At 57.7% G+C, this 21,269-nt stretch carries 19 protein-coding genes; 4 read left to right on the plus strand and 15 right to left on the minus strand.

The features are described from left to right. Positions 1–24 precede the first annotated feature (24 nt). The 4 genes from glmM to LPB19_RS01105 form a co-directional block, all read right to left on the minus strand. Positions 25–1,368 carry a phosphoglucosamine mutase gene (gene glmM, locus LPB19_RS01090; protein WP_206644256.1) on the minus strand — a complete coding sequence of 448 codons (1,344 nt, stop codon included), beginning with the start codon at positions 1,366–1,368 and terminating at the stop codon, positions 25–27. Next, entirely contained in the window at positions 1,368–2,198 is an 831-nt protein-coding gene (gene folP, locus LPB19_RS01095; RefSeq protein ID WP_206644257.1) for a dihydropteroate synthase, read from the minus strand. The genes glmM and folP overlap by 1 nt, the downstream gene beginning before the upstream one ends. Positions 2,199–2,303: 105 nt before the next feature. Next, complete coding sequence (gene ftsH, locus LPB19_RS01100) at positions 2,304–4,244, minus strand: ATP-dependent zinc metalloprotease FtsH (protein ID WP_323127898.1); 1,941 nt, start codon at positions 4,242–4,244, stop codon at positions 2,304–2,306. 128 nt (positions 4,245–4,372) lie between these two features. After that, positions 4,373–4,615 carry an SAM-dependent methyltransferase gene (locus tag LPB19_RS01105; RefSeq protein ID WP_206644258.1) on the minus strand — a complete coding sequence of 81 codons (243 nt, stop codon included), beginning with the start codon at positions 4,613–4,615 and terminating at the stop codon, positions 4,373–4,375. A gap of 385 nt (positions 4,616–5,000) precedes the next feature. Between LPB19_RS01105 and yhbY the strand changes: the two genes are divergently transcribed. Then, complete coding sequence (gene yhbY, locus LPB19_RS01110; protein WP_206644259.1) at positions 5,001–5,312, plus strand: ribosome assembly RNA-binding protein YhbY; 312 nt, start codon at positions 5,001–5,003, stop codon at positions 5,310–5,312. A gap of 67 nt (positions 5,313–5,379) precedes the next feature. On the opposite strand, the gene greA is transcribed toward yhbY, so the two are convergent. The 7 genes from greA to grpE all read right to left on the minus strand — a co-directional run bounded on the left by greA (position 5,380) and on the right by grpE (position 15,173). After that, positions 5,380–5,841: a transcription elongation factor GreA gene (gene greA / locus LPB19_RS01115; protein WP_266097072.1), complete on the minus strand. Its 462-nt coding sequence runs from the start codon at positions 5,839–5,841 to the stop codon at positions 5,380–5,382. Between the two features lie 22 nt (positions 5,842–5,863). Continuing rightward, positions 5,864–9,082: a carbamoyl-phosphate synthase large subunit gene (carB, locus tag LPB19_RS01120; RefSeq protein ID WP_206644261.1), complete on the minus strand. Its 3,219-nt coding sequence runs from the start codon at positions 9,080–9,082 to the stop codon at positions 5,864–5,866. A gap of 88 nt (positions 9,083–9,170) precedes the next feature. Next, positions 9,171–10,301 (minus strand): glutamine-hydrolyzing carbamoyl-phosphate synthase small subunit, encoded by a 1,131-nt coding sequence (gene carA, locus LPB19_RS01125; RefSeq protein ID WP_228289164.1) that lies wholly within the window; start codon positions 10,299–10,301, stop codon positions 9,171–9,173. 230 nt (positions 10,302–10,531) lie between these two features. Beyond that, complete coding sequence (dapB, locus tag LPB19_RS01130) at positions 10,532–11,332, minus strand: 4-hydroxy-tetrahydrodipicolinate reductase (protein WP_206644263.1); 801 nt, start codon at positions 11,330–11,332, stop codon at positions 10,532–10,534. A 24-nt stretch (positions 11,333–11,356) separates the two neighbouring features. Beyond that, positions 11,357–12,484: a molecular chaperone DnaJ gene (gene dnaJ / locus LPB19_RS01135; RefSeq protein ID WP_206644264.1), complete on the minus strand. Its 1,128-nt coding sequence runs from the start codon at positions 12,482–12,484 to the stop codon at positions 11,357–11,359. Positions 12,485–12,560: 76 nt separating this feature from the next. Then, complete coding sequence (gene dnaK / locus LPB19_RS01140; RefSeq protein WP_206644265.1) at positions 12,561–14,477, minus strand: molecular chaperone DnaK; 1,917 nt, start codon at positions 14,475–14,477, stop codon at positions 12,561–12,563. 90 nt (positions 14,478–14,567) lie between these two features. After that, the gene (gene grpE, locus LPB19_RS01145) at positions 14,568–15,173 is read right to left on the minus strand and encodes a nucleotide exchange factor GrpE (protein ID WP_206644266.1); all 606 of its coding nucleotides are present in this window, start codon (positions 15,171–15,173) and stop codon (positions 14,568–14,570) included. A 281-nt stretch (positions 15,174–15,454) separates the two neighbouring features. On the opposite strand from grpE, the gene recN reads away from it, so the two are divergent. Then, positions 15,455–17,134, plus strand: coding sequence for a DNA repair protein RecN (gene recN / locus LPB19_RS01150; protein ID WP_206644267.1), 1,680 nt, complete (start codon positions 15,455–15,457; stop codon positions 17,132–17,134). 95 nt (positions 17,135–17,229) lie between these two features. On the opposite strand, the gene fur is transcribed toward recN, so the two are convergent. Then, positions 17,230–17,643 carry a ferric iron uptake transcriptional regulator gene (gene fur, locus LPB19_RS01155; protein ID WP_206644268.1) on the minus strand — a complete coding sequence of 138 codons (414 nt, stop codon included), beginning with the start codon at positions 17,641–17,643 and terminating at the stop codon, positions 17,230–17,232. A gap of 121 nt (positions 17,644–17,764) precedes the next feature. On the opposite strand from fur, the gene LPB19_RS01160 reads away from it, so the two are divergent. Beyond that, positions 17,765–18,094 carry an outer membrane protein assembly factor BamE gene (locus LPB19_RS01160; RefSeq protein ID WP_206644269.1) on the plus strand — a complete coding sequence of 110 codons (330 nt, stop codon included), beginning with the start codon at positions 17,765–17,767 and terminating at the stop codon, positions 18,092–18,094. Positions 18,095–18,107: 13 nt separating this feature from the next. Here LPB19_RS01160 and LPB19_RS01165 read toward each other — a convergent pair whose 3' ends face one another. The 3 genes from LPB19_RS01165 to LPB19_RS01175 all read right to left on the minus strand — a co-directional run bounded on the left by LPB19_RS01165 (position 18,108) and on the right by LPB19_RS01175 (position 20,505). Then, positions 18,108–18,386 (minus strand): RnfH family protein, encoded by a 279-nt coding sequence (locus LPB19_RS01165; protein WP_206645642.1) that lies wholly within the window; start codon positions 18,384–18,386, stop codon positions 18,108–18,110. Between the two features lie 2 nt (positions 18,387–18,388). Further along, entirely contained in the window at positions 18,389–18,832 is a 444-nt protein-coding gene (locus LPB19_RS01170) for a type II toxin-antitoxin system RatA family toxin (protein ID WP_206644270.1), read from the minus strand. Between the two features lie 65 nt (positions 18,833–18,897). Next, complete coding sequence (locus LPB19_RS01175; protein ID WP_206644271.1) at positions 18,898–20,505, minus strand: sodium-dependent transporter; 1,608 nt, start codon at positions 20,503–20,505, stop codon at positions 18,898–18,900. A gap of 178 nt (positions 20,506–20,683) precedes the next feature. On the opposite strand from LPB19_RS01175, the gene smpB reads away from it, so the two are divergent. After that, positions 20,684–21,163 (plus strand): SsrA-binding protein SmpB, encoded by a 480-nt coding sequence (gene smpB / locus LPB19_RS01180; RefSeq protein WP_206644272.1) that lies wholly within the window; start codon positions 20,684–20,686, stop codon positions 21,161–21,163. Positions 21,164–21,269 lie beyond the last annotated feature (106 nt).

Raw genomic sequence — 21,269 nt, forward strand, 5'->3', positions numbered from 1 at the left:
AGACAACCGACCAAAAACAGAAATTTACCCTGTGGAACGCTCAACCACGTCAGCCAATTCACGGGCTATGTGCGCGATTTGTCCGGCGTCCTGTCCTTCCGCCATCACGCGGATCAACGGCTCGGTACCGGAGGCCCGAAGCAGGATACGACCCTCGCTGCCAAGCCGGGCCTCCGCCTCCCGGACGGCAGCAACAATATCGTCTCGGGAAAGTGGATCAAAGCGCTCGCCAACACGAACATTGATCATGATCTGGGGCAACTTACTCATTCCCTGCCGAAGGTCTGCCAGGGTTTTGCCGGACCTTCGGATGGCCAGCAGCGCCTGAAGCGCCGAAACAATCCCGTCACCCGTACTGGTGCAGTCCCGAATCACCATATGCCCGGACCCCTCGCCACCGAGCACCCAGTCGCGAGCGATCAGGCGCTCCATGACGTAGCGATCCCCTACCTTGGCACGCTCAAATTCAATCCCCTGCTCTTTTAGGGCAAGCTCAACGCCAAGGTTGGTCATCAGCGTACCAACCACCCCGCCCTTCAGCCGGTCCTCGGCGAAACGCTGTGATGCGATGATGTAGAGCAGTTCGTCACCATCGACCTCTGAACCATCGCGATCCACCATCAGCACACGGTCGCCGTCGCCGTCAAAGGCGATACCGAGATCCGCCCCCTTCTCGACAACAAAATGCTTGAGCGCGTCGAGACTGGTGGAGCCGACATTGAGGTTGATATTCAAGCCATCGGGAGACGCCCCAATCACCGAGACCTTGGCTCCCAGCTCGCGAAACACTTGCGGTGCCACGTGGTAGGTCGCACCGTGGGCACAGTCCAGCATGACGTGCATACCATCAAGAACAAACTCATTGGGCACCGTGCTCTTGCAGAACTCGACGTAACGTCCGGGCGCGTCATCGATCCGGCTCGCTTTACCCAACTCCTTTGAATCGCATACAACCAGAGGTTTATCGAGCCAGCTCTCGATCTCAGCCTCGAGCTTGTCATCCAGTTTGGTCCCCTGGGCGGAAAAGAACTTGATACCGTTGTCGTGATGGGGGTTGTGAGAGGCGCTGATCACAATGCCCGCAGAAGCGCGAAAAGTTCGCGTCAGGTACGCGATTGCCGGGGTAGGCATTGGACCAAGCAACTTAACATCAACACCCGCGGCGGACAGCCCGGCCTCAAGCGCGGACTCAAACATATAGCCCGACAGCCGGGTGTCTTTACCTATGAGCACGCTATTGCGCTGACCCTCGCGCTTGAAGGCTTGGCCGGCAGCCCATCCCAGCTTCAGCATAAACTCCGGCGTTATGGGGGATTCACCAACCCGGCCCCGGATACCATCCGTCCCAAAATATTTTCGTGCAGACATTAATGCGCCTCCCTCATGGCCGTCACAACCTTGACGGCATCTACAGTCTCTCTTACATCATGCACTCGCACGATGCCGACTCCTTTAATGGCGGCTATTGTCGCGGCCGCCAGGCTCGCGGACAAGCGCTCATCCACTTCGCGCCCGGTGATGGTTCCAAGCATTGACTTGCGAGACATACCGACAAGCAGCGGATGGCCAAGCAAATGAAACTGCTCCAGCGCCGCTAATAGCTGAAGATTGTGCTCCAACGTTTTTCCAAAACCGAAACCCGGATCAAGAATGATATTTTCCGACCGTACTCCCGCAAGTTCAGCCGCTCTCACCCGTTCCGTCAAAAAGGCACTGACCTCCCGGCGCACGTTTCGGTATTCCGGGCGATCCTGCATGGTGTCCGGCTCGCCCTGAATATGCATCAGGCAGACCGGCACATCGGCCTCAGCGGCCACCTTTAAGGCACCTTCTCGCTGAAGGGCTCGAACATCATTTAACAACCCTGCGCCAAGGCGCGCCGCCTCGACCATCACCTCAGGTGAACTGCTGTCGACGGAAACCACAGCGTCCAATTCCCTGGCAATCAATTCGACTACCGGACACACCCGGTCCATTTCTTCCTGGACCGACACCGGGGCCGCACCGGGGCGAGTGGACTCACCCCCGACATCAATAAAACGCGCACCCTCTGTGACCATTTGCCGCGCCCGAAGCAAGGCGGCATCCGGGCGATTGAAGCGACCGCCATCGGAAAACGAATCCGGGGTTACATTCAAGACCCCCATGATGTGGCACCGGGACATATCCAGCACTCGCCCGGCAAAATTCATTTCCATACAGCATCCACCCGATCTGATTTTAGAAGCAGTAAAAACAAACGCCGCCCGTTACCGGGCGGCGTCCAAGTTTTTCGAGGAATGTGGCCGGGGACACCCGGCCTGTCAGTGCTCTCCGGCCGGACGGCCCACATCTGGCTGGCGACCATCATCGCCAGACTTCGGCTCGGCAGATTTTGGCTCTTCCGCCTGCACGCCGCCGGTTGGGCCACTGTCGCCCCAGCCTTTCGGGGGACGAGGCACCCGACCTTCCATGATGTCGTCAATCTGGAACCGATCGATGGTCTCGTACTTCATCAAGGCATCGGCCATCAAGTCCAGCTTGTCGCGGTTGTCCACCAGCAACTGACGCGCCTTTTCGTAGCAGGTATCAATGATATCCCGCACCTCATCGTCAATTCGACGAGCGGTTTCCTGAGAATGCGCCGAATGAGACTGGCCAGCCGTACGGCCCAGGAACGGTTCCTCGCTGTCGGAGTCGTACTGGAGCGGCCCAAGTTTCTCCGACAGACCCCAGCGGGTCACCATGTTGCGAGCCAGGCTGGTCGCCCGTTCGATGTCATTGGACGCACCGGTGGTCACGCCATCAAAGCCCAGCGTCAGCTCTTCGGCAATTCGGCCACCGAACAAGCTGCAAATGGAGCTGATCAGGTAGCGCTTGCTGTGGCTGTACTTGTCCTCCTCCGGAAGGAACATAGTGACACCCAGCGCGCGACCACGCGGAATGATACTGACCTTGTACACCGGATCATGCTCAGGCATCAGGCGTCCAACGATGGCGTGCCCGGCCTCATGGTAAGCGGTGTTGCGTTTCTCTTTTTCACTCATGACCATGGACCGGCGCTCGGCCCCCATCATGATCTTGTCTTTGGCTAACTCGAACTCTTCCATCGAGACCAGCCGCTGGTTACGGCGGGCTGCAAACAAGGCAGCCTCGTTAACCAGGTTGGCGAGATCGGCACCGGAAAAGCCCGGCGTACCGCGAGCAATGAACGAAGGCTCCACGCCCTCCGCCAAGGGCACTTTTTTCATGTGCACCTTCAGAATCTGCTCACGACCAATAATGTCAGGCAAACCGACCACAACCTGACGATCGAAACGACCCGGACGCAGCAGCGCAGGATCCAGAACGTCTGGACGGTTGGTTGCAGCGATGACGATGACGCCCTCATTGCCCTCAAAGCCATCCATTTCGACCAGCAACTGGTTCAGGGTCTGCTCACGTTCGTCGTGACCACCGCCCATGCCTGCACCGCGATGGCGACCAACAGCGTCGATCTCGTCGATGAAGATAATACAGGGACTTTGCTTCTTCGCCTGCTCGAACATGTCACGAACACGGGAAGCACCAACACCAACAAACATCTCAACGAAATCAGAACCGGAGATCGAGAAGAAAGGCACTTTCGCTTCGCCCGCGATTGCCTTGGCAAGCAGCGTCTTACCCGTTCCCGGAGGCCCGACCATCAGCACGCCCTTCGGAATGGATCCACCCAGACGCTGGAACTTGCTCGGATCGCGCAGGAAATCCACCAGCTCCTTCACATCTTCTTTGGCCTCATCCACGCCAGCAACGTCGGTGAAGGTGGTCTTGATCTGATCTTCACTCATCAAACGAGCTTTGCTCTTACCGAACGACATGGGACCTTTGCCACCCCCGCCGCCCTGCATCTGCCGCATGAAGAACGCGAACAGCGCAATGATGATCAGGATCGGAAATGCCGCCACCAGCAACTGCGTCCACAGGCTCTGGCGCTCAGGCTCCTTGCCGACCACTTCCACGTTATTGGCCAGGAGATCATCCATCAGTTTGTTGTCGGCCACTTGGGGTCGGATGGTCTGGAATTGCGATCCGTCTCCAAGGCGACCCTGAATGTCCAGACCGTCGATGGTCACCGATGTGACCCGGCCCTCCTGGACCATTTCAACAAACTGGGAGTAGTTGACTTGTTGCCCGCTGGTGGTTGGTGAGAAATTCTGAAACACCATCATCAGCACGGCGGCTATGATTAGCCAGAGAACCAGATTTTTTGCCATATCGCTCAAGGATCGTCACCTGTGAATGAAAGAGCGGTTGTCACACTCCGCTCCCTTTTCGCCACCTTACACCAATTCTACGTCCATCCACCAGAAACGGCCTTTCCGCCCCGGCCCAGACCCAGCAGGTCATAAGATCAGCCTTTAAAACCTCTGCAAACCCAAAGGATTTCGCGGGTACAGGACCGCGACGAATCCGGTTTGCAACTCACCACCGTTTCGAAATTGCCACACAGACCCGTCTGCCGGGCCCCGACACCTTCACCCTGAAGGACCGAGGTGACAAACACGCCCGGCGTCACGATGTGCTTCGCCATACCCAGCGCCGATTTCATCAGGTCCATGACCCTGGCATTATCAACGGTAGCCATACCACTCATATTGGGCACCATATCCGAAATTACAACGCCTGCCTGCCGCCATCTCAGACCACCCGCCCGCAGCGGCGCCAAATCCAACGCCAGTTGCCCTGTACGGAGAAGCTTGCCTTTGGCGCCGAGTTCGACCGGCTTACAGCTGGCTCAGAGCCAGTAACTCTTGCACGGTTTGACCCCGTCGCCACCCAAATGTTCCTTCAGTCAGCGGCCGCCGCACTCGCAGCGCACCCATTCAAAACCTCCGGAAATTCGTCACTTAAGGCAAAACCGTAAGGGTTAACGGCCATTTCTACCCGCCGGTGTTTTGTTACAATCAAAGGATTATAGTGCGATGCCGGCGAACAAGCCGCTGACCTTTCGTTAATCACATCGATAAAGAGATTACATCATGAGCCTTTCACCGGAACAGCGCCGGGCATACCGGGCCATCGCCCACCACCTGAAGCCAGTCATCATCGTTGGCGACAAAGGCCTGACCGAGGGGCTTCAGGAAGAACTAGAGCGAGCCCTGAACGATCACGAACTGATTAAAATCAAGATCGCCAGCAACGACCGGGAAGCACGGCACGAGGCAGTCAACGCCCTGTGCGAGACCTCCGGCGCCGAGTTGGTCCAGACCATCGGCAAGATCGCCGTCATTCTGCGTCGAGCCAAGAAGCCGAACCCCAAGCTGTCGAATCTCGTTCGCCACCAGAACTGAGCGGAACGCAGGCGACAAAAAAGCCGGCACACAACGATGCCGGCTTTTTTTCTGCGCCGTCTGGACGTCAGATGTATTCCACTTCCTCGATCTCGTACTCAACGGTGCCAGAGGGCACGCGGATCGCCACGACATCCCCTTCACTCTTGCCCACCAACGCACGCGCGATGGGTGAAGAAATGGAAATCTTGCCCGCTTTGATGTCAGCCTCATCCTCACCCACGATCTGGTAAGCCACCTGCTCGTCGGTATCCATATTCAGCAGATGCACCGTGGTGCCGAAGATCACTTTTCCGGTGTTCTCAATGGTCGTGACATCAATCACCTGAGCGGATGAGAGCTTACCCTCGATTTCCTGGATGCGCCCCTCAATGAAGCTCTGCTGCTCCCGGGCGGCATGGTACTCCGCGTTTTCCTTAAGGTCGCCGTGCTCCCGGGCATCGGCAATCGCCTCAATGACCCGGGGCCGCTCAACGGATTTCAGGTTCTGAAGTTCTTCACGAAGGCGGGACTCGCCCGCCTTCGTCATGGGTACTCTGTCTGCCATAGTCTTACTTTCCTGAGTGCAGATCCTGGAGACGACGAACGGTACGCTCCGGGCCAAACTTGATAGCCCGGCACAGGGCTTCGCCGCCCGCCAGTGTGGTTGTATAGGTCACCTTGGCCTGCAGGGCGGATTGGCGAATCTGCGCCGAATCGGAAATCGCCTTGCGCCCCTCGGTGGTGTTGATAATCAGTTGAACTTCGCCGTTCTTGATGGCGTCCACTATGTGCGGGCGCCCTTCGCGGACCTTGTTTACTCGATCAACCTCAATGCCGGCCTCGCGCAGCGCCTTGGCGGTGCCTGTCGTGGCAATCAGGTGGAAGCCTGCATCCACCAGATCCTGAGCCACCGCGGCCACGCCGGGCTTGTCGACTTCACGCACGGAGATAAACGCAGTCCCTTTTTCCGGGAGCACCGCGCCCACCGCCAGCGCCGCCTTGGCGAACGCCTCATCGAAGCTGTCTCCGATACCCATCACTTCCCCGGTAGACTTCATCTCCGGCCCGAGAATCGGGTCAACTGACGGGAATTTGTTGAACGGGAATACGGATTCCTTGACCGCATAATAGTCCGGAATGATCTCGTCGGTGAAACCCTGCTCGGCCAGCGATTTGCCAGCCATCACCCGCGCTGCCACTTTTGCCAGCGACACGCCGATGGCCTTGGACACAAACGGAACCGTCCGGGAGGCACGCGGATTCACTTCGATCACGTAGATCTCGTTGTCCTGCCACGCCAATTGAACGTTCATCAGGCCAACGACATCCAGTTCCACGGCCATTCGCTTCACCGCCTCACGCATTTCATCCTGAACGTTTTTCGGCAGGGTGTAAGGCGGCAGGGAACAAGCAGAGTCACCGGAGTGCACACCGGCCTGCTCAATGTGCTGCATGATGCCGCCGATCACCACATCCTTGCCATCGCAGATGGCGTCGATATCCACCTCGATGGCAGCGTTCAGGAAGTGATCCAGCAACACAGGGCTGTCGTTGGACACCAGCACCGCATCGCGCATGTAGCGAACCAGCTCTTCTTCGGTGTAGACGATTTCCATCGCCCGACCACCCAGAACGTAAGACGGGCGAACCACCAGCGGATAGCCAATTTCCCGCGCCGCGAGCAGACCGTCTTCGTGGCTGCGCACGGTCGCGTTTTTCGGCTGCTTCAGCCCCAGACGGGTGATCATTTGCTGGAACCGCTCCCGGTCCTCTGCCCGGTCGATGGCATCCGGACTGGTGCCAATGATCGGCACGCCGGCCGCTTCCAGCCCTCTGGCCAGCTTAAGCGGCGTCTGACCACCGTACTGAACGATCACGCCCTTGGGCTTTTCAACGTGAACGATCTCCAGCACATCTTCCAGGGTAATAGGTTCGAAATACAACCGGTCGGAGGTGTCATAGTCCGTGGACACGGTTTCCGGGTTGCAGTTGATCATGATGGTCTCGTAACCATCGTCGCGCATGGCCAAAGCCGCGTGCACGCAGCAGTAGTCAAACTCGATGCCCTGACCTATCCGGTTCGGACCGCCACCAATTACCACGATTTTCTCGCGGTCGGACACATCCGCCTCGCACTCTTCTTCATAGGTGGAGTACATGTAAGCGGTATCGGAGGCAAACTCCGCCGCACAGGTGTCGACGCGCTTGTAGACCGGGCGAATACCCAGGTCATGGCGAAGCTTGCGCAGGCTGACCTCGGAAATGCTCAGCAGCTTGGCAAGACGAGCATCCGAGAACCCCTTGCGCTTGAGACGGAACAAAGTGGCATGGTCAATGTCGGCCTTGCCCGCAGACCTCAGCCGCTGCTCTTCCTTGATCAGATCTTCGATCTGAATGAGGAACCAGCGATCGATATTGGTATGCGCGAACACGTCGTCCACGGTCATGCCGGCACGGAACGCATCGCCCAGGTACCAGATGCGCTCTGCACCCGGAACGTTCATTTCGCGGATCAGGGTTTCCTCGGCGTTCTGGGAATCCAGTTCGTCGAGTTTTTCGTCCATGCCTTCGGAACCCACTTCCAGCCCTCTCAAGGCTTTTTGCATGGATTCCTGGAAGGTACGGCCGATGGCCATCACCTCACCCACCGACTTCATCTGGGTGGTCAAACGTGCGTCCGCCTGGGGGAACTTCTCAAAGGTGAAACGCGGAATCTTGGTAACAACGTAATCGATGCTGGGCTCGAAAGAGGCCGGAGTCACACCACCGGTGATTTCGTTGCGCAGTTCATCCAGGGTGTAGCCAATCGCCAGCTTGGCGGCAACCTTGGCAATCGGGAAGCCGGTGGCTTTGGACGCCAGCGCGGAGGAACGGGACACCCGCGGGTTCATCTCGATCACCACCATGCGGCCGGTATCGGGATTGATACCGAACTGGACATTGGAGCCACCGGTCTCAACACCGATCTCACGCAGAACCGCCAGCGAGGCGTTCCGCATGATCTGATACTCTTTGTCCGTCAGGGTCTGGGCCGGGGCCACGGTGATGGAGTCACCGGTGTGCACGCCCATGGGGTCGAAGTTTTCGATGGCACAGACAATGATGCAGTTGTCGTTTTTGTCCCGGACAACTTCCATCTCATACTCTTTCCAGCCGATCAGCGACTCATCAATCAACAATTCGTTGGTCGGCGAGAGGTCCAGACCGCGCTGGCAGATTTCTTCAAATTCATCCCGGTTGTAGGCGATACCACCACCGGAACCGCCCATGGTGAACGACGGCCGGATGATGCACGGGAAACCGATATGCTCCGCCACCTTCCAGGCTTCTTCCATGGAGTGAGCTATTTCGGCGCGCGGGCACTCAAGGCCAATTTTTTTCATCGCCTTGTCGAAGCGGTCGCGGTCCTCGGCTTTGTCGATGGTGTCGGCGTTGGCGCCGATCATTTCAACGCCGTGTTTTTCCAGCACACCGTGCTTTTCAAGATCCAGAGCGCAGTTCAACGCGGTCTGACCACCCATCGTCGGCAGCAGCGCGTCGGGCTTTTCCTTTTCAATGATCTTTTCGACGGTTTTCCAGGTGATGGGCTCGATATAGGTGGCGTCCGCCATGACAGGATCGGTCATGATGGTGGCCGGGTTGGAGTTCACCAGGATAACCCGGTAGCCCTCTTCGCGGAGGGCCTTACAGGCCTGGGCACCGGAGTAGTCAAACTCGCACGCCTGCCCAATTACAATGGGGCCCGCGCCCAGAATCAGAACGCTCTCGATGTCAGTACGTTTCGGCATGTCTTGGTTTACCTGTCAGCAACTTGGTCATTCGTGCAGCGCAATGCGTGGCGCCGGTCTCTTCCGGGCCGAAGCCCGGAAACTGCCCTCAGGCAGAGCGATCTTCCATCAACCGGATAAACTGGTCGAACAGCGGTGCCACATCGTGTGGGCCCGGACTGGCTTCCGGATGCCCCTGGAAGCTGAACGCCGGTTTGTCGGTGCGACGAATACCCTGCAAGGTGCCATCAAACAACGACTTGTGGGTCGCCTCAAGATTGGCCGGCAAGGTGGACTCGTCCACAGCGAAGCCGTGGTTCTGGCTGGTAATCATCACCGTACCATCGGCCAGGTTCTGGACGGGATGGTTCGCGCCATGATGGCCATGGCCCATCTTCATGGTTTTTGCACCGCTGGCCAGAGCCAGCAACTGGTGGCCCAGGCAAATACCGAACACCGGCATATCGGTTTCCAGCACCTCTTTGATGGCCGTGATCGCATAGTCGCACGGCTCGGGGTCACCCGGACCATTAGAGAGGAACACGCCATCGGGATTCATCGCCAGCACCTCGGAGGCCGGAGTGGTTGCGGGAACCACGGTGACGTCACAGCCGCGGGACGCCAGCATCCGCAGGATGTTGTACTTCACACCATAGTCCCAGGCCACGACCTTGAAGCGGGCCTCATCCCGCTGGCCGTAGCCATCGGTGAGCGACCACTCACTTTCACTCCACCGGGAGACCGAATCCGTAGTCACTTCTTTCGCCAGGTCCATCCCCTTCAAACCGGGGAATGCCTTGGCCAATTCCAGCGCCCGCTCTGCGGTCGCCTGGGCTCCGGCGACAATGGCGCCGTTCTGGGAACCCTTATCCCGCAGGATGCGCGTCAGGCGGCGAGTGTCGATTTCGGCGATACCGACAATGCCACTAGCTCGCAAGTAGTCTTCCAGCGTTTGCTCGCTGCGCCAGTTGCTAGCCACTAGAGGAAGATCACGGATAATCAGCCCCGCTGCGTGGATGCGATCTGACTCAACGTCTTCTTTATTGATTCCGGTGTTTCCAATGTGGGGGTAAGTAAGGGTGACAATCTGGCGGGAATAAGACGGATCCGTCAGGATTTCCTGGTAACCAGTCATGGCAGTGTTGAAAACCACCTCACCACTGGTTTCTCCATCGGCACCGATGGCGGTACCGTAGAACAGACTTCCATCTTCGAGTGCAAGGATTGCGGGATTGCTCAAGGCTTGTATCCTCATCGAGTGGCGTTCATTTCGTCACTAGCAGGAACGCAAGCGCGTGTTCAGGTTGCAAAAAAGCGAGAGGGAGTAAGAACTCCGTCCCGCTTTTTGCTGTCCGGGATTGTTGGCCCCGGCTTTTTTCTAACTACGCTTGGTGCAGCTAAATCGCCTTATTGTAAAAAATCTTTACCGAAGTGTCCATGAAGAAACACGGATCACTCTCGGCTGATACGTCACTTAAGGGATAGCACATCCTGCATATCAAACAAGCCGGCAGGCTTGCCCTTCAGCCACAGAGCCGCGCGCATGGCGCCCTTGGCGAAGGTCATCCGACTGCTGGCTTTGTGGGTAATTTCAATGCGCTCGCCTTCAGTGGCGAACAGGACCGTGTGGTCCCCCACTACGTCGCCCGCCCGAATGGTTTCAAAGCCGATTTCCTTCCGGCTCCGCTCACCGGTGAAGCCCTCGCGACCGTACACGGCACACGTTTTCAGATCACGCCCCAATGCATCCGCGACCACTTCACCCATCCTGAGGGCCGTACCAGACGGCGCGTCCTTCTTATGCCGGTGATGCGCTTCGATGATTTCCACATCATAGTCATCCCCCAGCGCCTGGGCGGCCGTTCGAAGCAGATTGAGCGCGACGTTCACGCCCACGCTCATGTTGGGCGCGAAGACCACAGGAACCGACTCTGCCGCCAGAGCCAACTGCTCTTTCTCGGCCTCTGACATGCCAGTGGTTCCGATGACGAGCTTTTTCCCGTTTTCCCTGCAAAACTCAGCATTGGCGAGGGTCAGATCCGGAAAGGTGAAGTCGACCAGGACATCAAAATCGTCCCGCACATCGTCCAGGCCACCCGCCAGCTTGACGCCCAGGCGCCCAATACCGGCCACTTCACCGGCGTCCGCACCAACCAGTGTACTACCCGGTTCCACGATCGCGGCACCCAGCTCGAGACCATCGGTCCCGTCGACAGCCTCGATCAGCACCTTGCCCATGCGCCCGGCGGCGCCGATGATTGCTACCCTCATAATCGGACTACTCCGGTTGTCCTGTCAGAATTTCATCTCGTCGAAGAAGTTTTTCACACCCTCAAACCAGGAGGTCTTTCTGGGGGCATGATGGGTTCCATCGCCGCCATCAAGGGTCTGCTGAAACTCTTCCAGCAACTCTTTCTGGCGCTTGGTCAGGTTGATCGGCGTTTCGACAATCACCCGGCACAACAGGTCACCGGCCGGGCCGCCACGGACCGGCTTCACACCCTTATTGCGCAACCTGAACAGCTTGCCGGTCTGGGTCTCCGCCGGAATCTTCAGCTTAACCCGACCATCCAGTGTCGGCACCTCGAGTTCGCCACCCAAAGCGGCATCGACGATGCTGATGGGCACCTCACAGTACAGGTTCCTGCCATCGCGGGTAAAGATGGAGTGCTCCCGAACCGCCACCTGTACATACAGGTCTCCGGAAGGCCCGCCATCAACACCCATTTCGCCCTCACCGGACAATCGAATGCGATCACCGGTGTCCACACCGGGCGGCACCTTGACCGACAGGGTTTTTTCTTCCCGAACCCGGCCTTGGCCATGACAGGCCTTGCACGGATTCTTCACCACCTTGCCGGAGCCGCGACAGGTCGGACACGCCTGCTGAACAGTAAAGAACCCCTGCTGCATGCGAACCTGCCCCATACCCTGACAGGTACCACAGGTTTCCGGCTTGGAGCCTTTCTCGGCGCCACTGCCGTCGCAGACGTCGCACTCTTTGTGACCGGGAATCGTGATCTCGACGGTTTTGCCTTTCACCGCCTCTTCCAGATCCAGCTCCAGGGTGTAGCGCAGGTCACTGCCACGGGTGTTTCGGCCGCGACCGCCTCCGCCACCAAAAATGTCGCCGAACACATCACCGAAGATGTCGGAGAAACTGCCTCCGCCACCGCCGAATCCACCGCCAGCCTGACCATCCACACCGGCGTGCCCGAACTGATCATAGGCTGCGCGCTTGGAGCCATCGGCGAGCACTTCGTACGCCTCGCTGGCTTCCTTAAACTGGTTCTCGGCTTCGGCGTCACCCGGATTACGGTCAGGGTGGTACTTCATCGCAAGCTTGCGATAGGCTCGCTTGATTTCCTTGTCGTCCGCATCCCGGGACACACCGAGAACTTCGTAATAATCGCGTTTGGCCATGCTTTAAAACCTTGTGTGTAAACGCGGAAAACGCGAGGAATTCCCCGCGTTTTCCAACCACCTGATATCGATCAGATTACCGCTTATCGTCGTCTTTAACTTCTTCGAACTCGGCATCGACAGCGTCGTCGCCAGGCTGGGCCTGCGCCTCTTCCTGACCACCGGCTTGCTCGGCCTGATCGGCATACATCTTCTGAGCCAACTCTGAAGACACCTCGGTGAGCTTCTGCGTCTTGGCCTCGATGTCTTCCTTATCAGATCCTTCCAGAGCCTGCTCCAGATCCTTGATCGCTGTTTCGATGGATTCTTTCTCGCTGTCGGTGACCTTGTCACCCGCTTCGGTCAGCGTTTTACGCACCGCGTGGACCATGGCATCACCCTGGTTACGGGCCTGCACCAGCTCTTCGAACTTGCGATCTTCTTCAGCGTTGGCCTCGGCATCGCTCACCATCTTCTCGATCTCGTCGTCGTTCAGACCCGAAGACGCCTTGATCACGATGGACTGCTCTTTGCCAGTAGCCTTGTCCTTCGCCGACACGTTCAGAATGCCGTTGGCGTCGATGTCGAACGTCACTTCGATCTGCGGCACACCGCGTGGCGCCGGCGGAATATCCGCCAGATCGAACCGGCCCAGTGATTTGTTCTGGCTGGCCTGCTTACGCTCACCCTGTACCACGTGAATGGTCACCGCGGTCTGGTTGTCGTCCGCTGTGGAGAAGGTTTGCGACTTTTTGGTCGGGATCGTCGTGTTCTTCTCGATCAGCGGCGTAGCAACGCCACCCATGGTTTCGATGCCCAGAGTCAGCGGAGTCACGTCCAGCAGCAGAACATCCTTCACATCTCCAGACAGTACCGCCGCCTGAATGGCTGCACCCATGGCAACCGCCTCGTCCGGGTTCACATCCTTACGGGCTTCTTTGCCGAAGAAGTTCTTCACCTTCTCCTGAACCAGCGGCATGCGGGTCTGACCGCCCACCAGAATCACTTCATCCACTTCACTGGCGCTCATACCAGCGTCCTTCAGAGCAACTTTACACGGCTCGAGAGAACGGTCGACCAGATCTTCAACCAATGACTCAAGCTTGGCACGGGTCAGCTTGACGTTCATGTGCTTGGGACCGGACGCATCCGCAGTGATGTACGGCAGGTTGACGTCGGTCTGCTGGCTGCTGGACAGCTCGATCTTGGCCTTCTCGCCCGCTTCCTTCAGCCGCTGCATGGCCAGGGAATCGCCGCGCAGGTCGATGCCGCTGTCTTTTTTGAACTGGTCGGCCAGGTATTCGATAACCTTGAGGTCAAAGTCTTCACCACCCAGGAAGGTGTCACCGTTGGTCGCCAGAACCTCGAACTGGTGCTCACCGTCAACGTCTGCGATTTCGATGATGGACAGGTCGAAAGTACCACCACCGAGGTCGTATACAGCCACGGTGCGGTCACCGCTCTGCTTGTCCATGCCATAGGCCAGCGCAGCTGCGGTCGGCTCGTTGATGATCCGCTTCACTTCCAGACCAGCAATCTTGCCGGCGTCTTTGGTGGCCTGACGCTGGCTGTCGTTGAAGTACGCCGGAACGGTGATAACCGCTTCCGTCACTTTCTCACCCAGGTAGTCCTCGGCGGTTTTCTTCATCTTCTTCAGCACTTCCGCAGACACCTGCGGCGGCGCCATTTTCTGGCCTTTCACCTCAACCCACGCGTCACCATTGTCGGCCTTGGCGATCTTGTAAGGCACCATCTTGATGTCTTTCTGAACCACGTCATCCTCAAAGCGACGACCGATCAGGCGCTTGATGGCGTACAGCGTGTTGTCCGGATTGGTAACCGCCTGACGCTTTGCAGACTGACCCACCAGAGTCTCACCATCATCGGTATAAGCGATGATGGACGGGGTGGTACGATCGCCCTCGGCGTTCTCAATCACTTTGACCTTGTCACCATCCATGATGGCAACGCAGGAGTTGGTCGTTCCCAGGTCGATACCGATAATTTTGCTCATTGATTCACTCCAATTATTCTGCAAATTCCCGGAGACTCAACACTCCGGCTCTAACCTTTAATTGGCTATATTGGCGCTTTAATCGACTTTTCAAGCCTGCTCGTCGATTTTTGGTGCACTATCCGCTTTTGCGACAACCACCATGGCAGGGCGCACCACACGACCGTTCAGCAGATAGCCTTTCTGAACGACCGCCACCACACTGTTCGGCTCGGCATCTGGCGCCGGCACCATCGACATTGCTTCATGCTGCTGGGGATCGAACGGCTCGCCCACCGGGTTAAGCTGCTCTACGTTGAACTTGCCCAGACTGGTGAGGAACAGGTTCAGCGTCATTTCTACACCCTCACGGATGGACGCCACCAGTTCGCCGGCGTTCTCGCCGCCATCGGTGCTTTCCACAGCCTTTTCAAGGCTGTCGGCCACGGGCAGCAGCTCCTTTACGAACTTTTCGAGGGCAAACTTGTGGGCCTTCTCGACATCGATCTCGGCACGACGGCGAACATTCTGCATCTCGGCCTGAGCCCTCAGCACCTGCTCCTGAGCGTCCTTCACCTGAGCTTTCAGCGTATCCAGCTCCGATCCTTCCCCTTCAGTACCGGCAGGGTCCTGCTCCTGCGCCTCTTCTGCCGCGGCCTCTGTCGCTTCGCTCAATTCCTCAGCGGCCTGATTATTGCGGTTTTCATCAGTGCTCATGGTTACTCCTGCTGAATATCCGGCGGCCAGCCTGGACTGACCCTTTGAATGTGGTTTCCAGCCTGCCCCGGCCGGAACTGGCTATTTGCGATTCGATATGGGGCCCAGATGCCAGGTTTCAACCACCCCGTACGCCCAAATCGATCAGTTTTTCGCAACCACGGTTTGCAAACCGAAAAGACCCTGTATATATTCACAGTCACTGTATACCAATACAGTAGTTCGTACAGATACCGTCTTTTCGGGGCCAACGCACCCATACAAGGACACGGAGATACCTCATGCTCGTACAGCTTACCGTTTCGAATTACGCCATTGCCGAACGCGTGGAACTGCAATTCAAGCGGGGCATGACCGCTCTGACCGGCGAAACCGGTGCCGGCAAGTCGATCGTGCTCGATGCCCTGGGCCTGGCGATGGGCGGTCGCGCAGACGCTGGCGCGGTGCGCCACGGCGCCAAGCGCGCGGACATTACCGCCAGCTTTGACGTCTCCAACATCCCCGAAGCGAGCCAGTGGCTGGAGAGCCATGAACTGGATGACGAAAGCGACTGCATACTGCGCCGGGTCATCAGCAAGGATGGCCGGTCCCGTGCTTACATTAACGGCCAGCCCTGTCCCCTGGCACACCTGAAAGAGCTGGGTGGGCTGCTGATGGACATCCACAGCCAGCACCAGCATCAGTCCCTGCTGCGCAAAGAAACCCACCGAAAATTGCTGGACGAATTTGCCGGCGCAGAAACCCTGGCGGACGAGGTGCACAGCGCCTGGAAACACTGGAATAAATCGCGTCTACGCCTGACCGAACGACAGCAGAACGCCGATGAAACCGAAGCCAAATTACAGCTGCTCCGTTACCAGGTGGAAGAACTCGATCGACTGGCACTGCAAGACAACGAACAGCAAGAACTCGAGCAGGAGCAGGCTCAGCTAAGCCAGGCCGATGCGGTACTCCATCACAGCCACCGGGCCGCCCTGTTATGCACCGAAGAGGACGGCAGCGCCGCCACCCTGGTGCGCCAGGCGTTGCAGCAACTGGAGCAGCTCCCGACTGAAGTGCCGGCGCTGGCTGATACCATTCAGATGCTGAATGAAGCACAGATTCAAATCGGCGAGGCCGGCGATAACCTCCGTCGCTTTGTCGAAGATTACGAGGCCGACCCGGCGCGACTGGCTGAAGTGGAAGAGCGCCTGAGTGCCATTTACCAGATGGCTCGCAAGCACCGGATCAGCCCGGAAGAGCTGCCGGCACTGCACCAGAGATTGAGCGCCGAACTCGAGGAACTCGACGGAGGGGCTGGCAGCCTTGAACAGCTGGAAGCCGAGCTGGATGAGCAACGAAAAGCCTACGATGCACTGGCGACAAAACTGACCGATGCCCGAGAACGCGCGGCCGTTGACCTGGACCAGCGTATCGCCGAAGAACTCGCGCAGCTGAGCATGCCATCCGTGCAATTTGTCACGCACCTGAACCGGAGCGCCGATGACGAGCCCACACCATGCGGACAGCAGGACATTGAGTTTCTGGTTAGCGCCAACCCGGGTCAGCCGGCGCGTTCACTGTCCAAAGTCGCCTCTGGAGGGGAGTTGTCTCGCATCAGCCTGGCCATACAGGTAGTCGTCGCACAGACCTCTACCACTCCGACACTGGTATTTGACGAGGTCGACGTGGGCATTGGCGGCGGTACGGCTGAAGTGGTGGGCCGGCTGCTGCGCAACCTGGGGGAAAACGGGCAGGTTCTGTGTGTCACTCATTTGCCACAGGTAGCGGCTCAATGTCACCAGCACCTGTTTGTCAGCAAATTCACCGAACAGGACACTACTTTCTCGAAAATTGAAGCCCTTGATGATCAGGGCCGCATCAGTGAAGTGGCGAGGATGCTGGGCGGCGTGGACATGACTGACCAGACACTGGCACACGCAAAAGAAATGGTATCCAAGGGACAAGCAACTCATCACTGAGAGAGCAGCTTAAAGAATGGCGAACTGAACACATCCCCTCTCGACTTCGAGAGTTTCTCAGGGCGGACCACAATCCGCCCTTTTTTTATTGGCCGTTATTCAGATTTGATCGGCTTGACGTAGAGAATCAGGCTGTGATCCACGATCTCGTAGCCATGCTCCCGGGCGATTTTCTGCTGACGCTCCTCAATTACCTCGTCAACAAACTCGATCACCTCACCGGTTTGGGTGCAGACCATATGGTCATGGTGATCGTCCCCCGCCATCTCAAATACCGCGTGGCCACCTTCGAAGTTGTGCCGCAACACCAGCCCGGCCGCTTCAAACTGGGTCAGCACCCGGTACACCGTCGCCAGGCCCACATCATCCCCTTGCTCTAAAAGTTTCTTGTAAACGTCTTCAGCACTGAGGTGGTGCTCATCGGCCGTTTCAAGGATGTTGAGAATTTTCACCCTCGGCAAAGTGACTTTCAGACCGACCTTTCGTAATTCGGCGTTCTCGGATGACATGTTACATTTCACTCTTTGGTGTACTTCGAGGCTTCCGGTATGATGAAGCCGCTTTTTACGGCTCAGCGCGCTGCGCCCGCTTGTGGCAGGCGCATTCAAAAATAGAGGATTTCCTTCGGCGATGCAAAAGCTAATCTCTTTTATTCTCACGTTCATTATTGCGGGCTGCAGCTTTCCCGGCGTGTACAAGATCAACGTCCAGCAGGGAAATATTGTAACCGAAGAAGAGATCAGCCAGCTCTCGGAAGGAATGCCACGACGTCAGGTCCATGCCGTGCTGGGCACCCCCTTACTGCTCAACCCCATCGATACTTCCAGAGAGTATTTCGTGTATACCTTTCAGCGCCGGGGCGGAGATATTCGCAAGCAACAGGTGGTGGTTTACTACGACAACGATAACCAGCTGGCCCGCTACGAGACCGAGCTGCTGGCAGAAACGCCGGCCTACTGAGCCGCTGCCAGCGCTAGCCTTTTTTCTTGGCCCGGTTCAGCCGGGCCTGCTTGGGATCAATGATCAGCGGCCGATACAGCTCGACCCGATCCCCATCCCGGAGCTGATGCGATGAAGGATCTTTGATCACTTTTCCGAAAATCCCCATGTCGGTTACCTGAGGATCGACCTCCGGAAAAATCGCAACGATACCGGAGAGCTCCACGGCTTCCAAAACCGTCGTGCCTTCCGGCACCTCCACCCGGACAATCTCCTGACGATCCGGTCGGGCGTACGCCACCTCCACGTTCATCATTAGTTTGCCCCTCGATACAGTTCGTCTGCGCGCTTGCAGAATGCGTCGACCATCGTGTTCGCGGCCTGACTGAACACACCGCCAAACGCCATACGAGACAAAGAACCGGAAAACTCAAATTCCAGGGTAAGCACCACCTTGCATGCATTATCCGCGAGAGGCTTGAAGTGCCACCGGCCGCTGAGATTGCGGAATGGCCCATCCACCAGATTCATTTCAATACGCTCCGGCATCAATAGCTGGTTCCGGGTTGTCAGCACGTGACGCACCCCAGCTTTCTCGATTTGCATGGACGCCGTAATGGCCTCAGTGCTCTGCTCGTGGATCTCAGTGTTGGCACACCAGGGCAAAAACTCGGGATACCGGGCGACATCATTCACCAGGTGAAACATCCGTTCCGCCGAGTGCATTACGAGGGCTGACTTATCAATCTGGTGAGGCATGAACTCAAACAATCCTGCTTCAGTACGCGTGGGCTAAAGTCGAGGTGCACCATCGGCGCACCGGATCAGACGCTATGATAAAGGATCTCGTCCTTCTTTGGGGCGCGGCGATCGGATGCCGGTTCTTGCGGGGATTTGTGCTTGGGCACGTCAAACTCTCCACCCGCCGGCAATTGTGGCGGCGGAGCATCTTGCACCGAGGCGTTCGGCTCGTCCAGCCGTTGGCCCTCGATTTCAGTCAGCACCGAGGGTTGACCACACCACAGGCCGTCGCTACCCGAGTCACACAGATGCGCCAGGGACGACACCATATATTGAACGCCGATAAACAGCACCACCACGGGCACTACCAGTCGCATCACCCAGGTCCAGGTGACCAGAAAGATTCCCGGCCCCTCGCCCAGAATTCGTCTCGACAGACTGCGCGTCAGTTTCCATCCGAAAAACACGGATACGAGAATGGCTACGGTCGGGATCAGCAAGCCACCGGTTACCAGCTCAACCCATCGGAACAGAGTACCGCCGGCAAGGCGCTCACCAGCCCAAACGTTAAAGGACAGCAGTGTGCCCAATCCGGCAAACCAAACCACCGCGCCCACCAGCAACGCCGACCACCCCCGGGGTGCGCCCGTCCATTCCCTGAACCATCCGACGATGGGCTCCATCAAGGCAAGGGAGGTGGTCCAGACAATCAGCACCACCATCAGGAACACAGCAGCAATAACAAACTGACTCGCTGGCAGCTGACCCAGGGTAACCGGCAACGAAACGAACAACAGGCCGAACCCCCTTTCACCATCAAGCAGCCCACCACCACTAGCCGCCACCGAAAACATCATCATGCCAGCCAAAATCGCCACCAGCGTGTCGATCAGCACAACGGCAAGCAACGAGCGCTTGAGACTCGTCCCGACGGCGGTGTAGGCACCGAAAATAGTCCAAACACCCATGCCAAGCCCAAGCGTAAAAAAAGCATGAAACAGCGCAACGCGGACACTCTCAAAAGTGAAATCCTCCGGATGCATGGCCAGAATCTGGCTTACCGCGCTGTTCACCTGCCCCTGCCAGGCGGATAATGCGAACAACCCCAGCATCAGCAAAAGCATGCCCGGAACCACGACTCTCAGCGTTCGCTCCAGGCCTTTGACAACCCCCTGCACCGAGACCCAGATCACTAGAATCAGGAACAGCGCATGCCAGGCCATGAACAGGCGATACTCCTTCGGATCAGACACCAGACCGGACAGTATCCGGCCCGCCTCGGCGTCGCCCACGTCGGTAAAACGCCCCATGGCACCGAAGAACACGTAAGCCAGTGCAATCGCACCAAACACCGCGGTGAAGGACAGCACCAGGAAGGCAGCAATTACCGAAAACCGCCCTGCGAGCACCCAGGCACGGGAGACTTTGGCGCTGCGCACGAAACCGTCCAATGCCAGCACAATGCCATGCCGGGAATAGCGCCCTATGGTGGCTTCGGTGACCATAATCGGCAGGGTCACCAGCAGCAGGCAACCCAGATAAAGAAGAATAAACAGACCGCCGCCGTGGAGGCTGGCGAGGTAAGGGAACTGCCACAGATTGGCCAACCCAACGGTGGCACCAACCGCAGCCCAGAAGAACGTCGATTTGCGGGTAAAGGACCCGATAGGTGTCTGATACGGCGTAGGCATTCGTGTCCCTGATCCAATCTGACTTGTAATTGTAGCGGATGGCTTCGCCAACGTACGACCATCCAAAGACAATATCGCGAATTCGTGACCGGTCTGGCACTCCTGAGCTACAATGCGGCCCTTGCCGGTAGCTTGCCGGCCTATTTAGTCATTTGTCCGAACCCGGATACCCTGATTCATGAGTAAGAAAAAGCCCGGAACCCCGAGCTCGACCATCGCCCTTAATAAAAAGGCGAAACATGAGTACCACATCGAAGAACGCTTTGAGGCGGGCCTTGCCCTGCTCGGCTGGGAGGTAAAATCCCTGCGTGCCGGAAAAGCCCAGCTCGTTGACGCCTATGTACTCCTGAAAGACGGCGAGGCCTGGCTGTTGGGTGCCCACATTACGCCACTGAACACGGCGTCTACCCATGTGGTTGCCGACCCTACCCGAACCCGAAAGCTACTGCTTCACGCCAAGGAGATTGCCAAAATTATTGGCAAGGTCAACCAGACCGGTCATACCTGCATCCCTCTGGCGCTGTACTGGAAGAAAAACAAGGTCAAGTGCGAAATCGCCCTGGTGAAGGGTAAGAAACAGCACGACAAGCGCGCGACCGAAAAAGAGCGCGACTGGAACCGCCAGAAGCAGCGCATCATGCGCGAAGCAACCACGTAACGTCCGGAACATTTCACCGAGGACGTGACTCACGTCAAAGGCGACACCGTGCAGTGTGTCGCATACTCATTCTCTTTGCGGGCCCGACATTGGGTTCTATACTCGG

This window comes from Marinobacter salinisoli (assembly GCF_017301335.1).
In the GTDB taxonomy this organism is placed as follows: Bacteria; Pseudomonadota; Gammaproteobacteria; order Pseudomonadales; family Oleiphilaceae; genus Marinobacter; species Marinobacter salinisoli.

What these genes read in the sequence shown, in the direction of transcription:
- glmM (WP_206644256.1), bottom strand. Translation starts at nt 1,368, where the DNA reads ATGTCTGCACGAAAATATTTTGGGACGGATGGTATCCGGGGCCGGGTT.
- folP (WP_206644257.1), bottom strand. Translation starts at nt 2,198, where the DNA reads ATGGAAATGAATTTTGCCGGGCGAGTGCTGGATATGTCCCGGTGCCAC.
- LPB19_RS01105 (WP_206644258.1), bottom strand. Translation starts at nt 4,615, where the DNA reads ATGAGTGGTATGGCTACCGTTGATAATGCCAGGGTCATGGACCTGATG.
- yhbY (WP_206644259.1), top strand. Translation starts at nt 5,001, where the DNA reads ATGAGCCTTTCACCGGAACAGCGCCGGGCATACCGGGCCATCGCCCAC.
- greA (WP_266097072.1), bottom strand. Translation starts at nt 5,841, where the DNA reads ATGACGAAGGCGGGCGAGTCCCGCCTTCGTGAAGAACTTCAGAACCTG.
- carB (WP_206644261.1), bottom strand. Translation starts at nt 9,082, where the DNA reads ATGCCGAAACGTACTGACATCGAGAGCGTTCTGATTCTGGGCGCGGGC.
- dapB (WP_206644263.1), bottom strand. Translation starts at nt 11,332, where the DNA reads ATGAGGGTAGCAATCATCGGCGCCGCCGGGCGCATGGGCAAGGTGCTG.
- dnaJ (WP_206644264.1), bottom strand. Translation starts at nt 12,484, where the DNA reads ATGGCCAAACGCGATTATTACGAAGTTCTCGGTGTGTCCCGGGATGCG.
- dnaK (WP_206644265.1), bottom strand. Translation starts at nt 14,477, where the DNA reads ATGAGCAAAATTATCGGTATCGACCTGGGAACGACCAACTCCTGCGTT.
- grpE (WP_206644266.1), bottom strand. Translation starts at nt 15,173, where the DNA reads ATGAGCACTGATGAAAACCGCAATAATCAGGCCGCTGAGGAATTGAGC.
- recN (WP_206644267.1), top strand. Translation starts at nt 15,455, where the DNA reads ATGCTCGTACAGCTTACCGTTTCGAATTACGCCATTGCCGAACGCGTG.
- fur (WP_206644268.1), bottom strand. Translation starts at nt 17,643, where the DNA reads ATGTCATCCGAGAACGCCGAATTACGAAAGGTCGGTCTGAAAGTCACT.
- LPB19_RS01160 (WP_206644269.1), top strand. Translation starts at nt 17,765, where the DNA reads ATGCAAAAGCTAATCTCTTTTATTCTCACGTTCATTATTGCGGGCTGC.
- LPB19_RS01165 (WP_206645642.1), bottom strand. Translation starts at nt 18,386, where the DNA reads ATGAACGTGGAGGTGGCGTACGCCCGACCGGATCGTCAGGAGATTGTC.
- LPB19_RS01170 (WP_206644270.1), bottom strand. Translation starts at nt 18,832, where the DNA reads ATGCCTCACCAGATTGATAAGTCAGCCCTCGTAATGCACTCGGCGGAA.
- LPB19_RS01175 (WP_206644271.1), bottom strand. Translation starts at nt 20,505, where the DNA reads ATGCCTACGCCGTATCAGACACCTATCGGGTCCTTTACCCGCAAATCG.
- smpB (WP_206644272.1), top strand. Translation starts at nt 20,684, where the DNA reads ATGAGTAAGAAAAAGCCCGGAACCCCGAGCTCGACCATCGCCCTTAAT.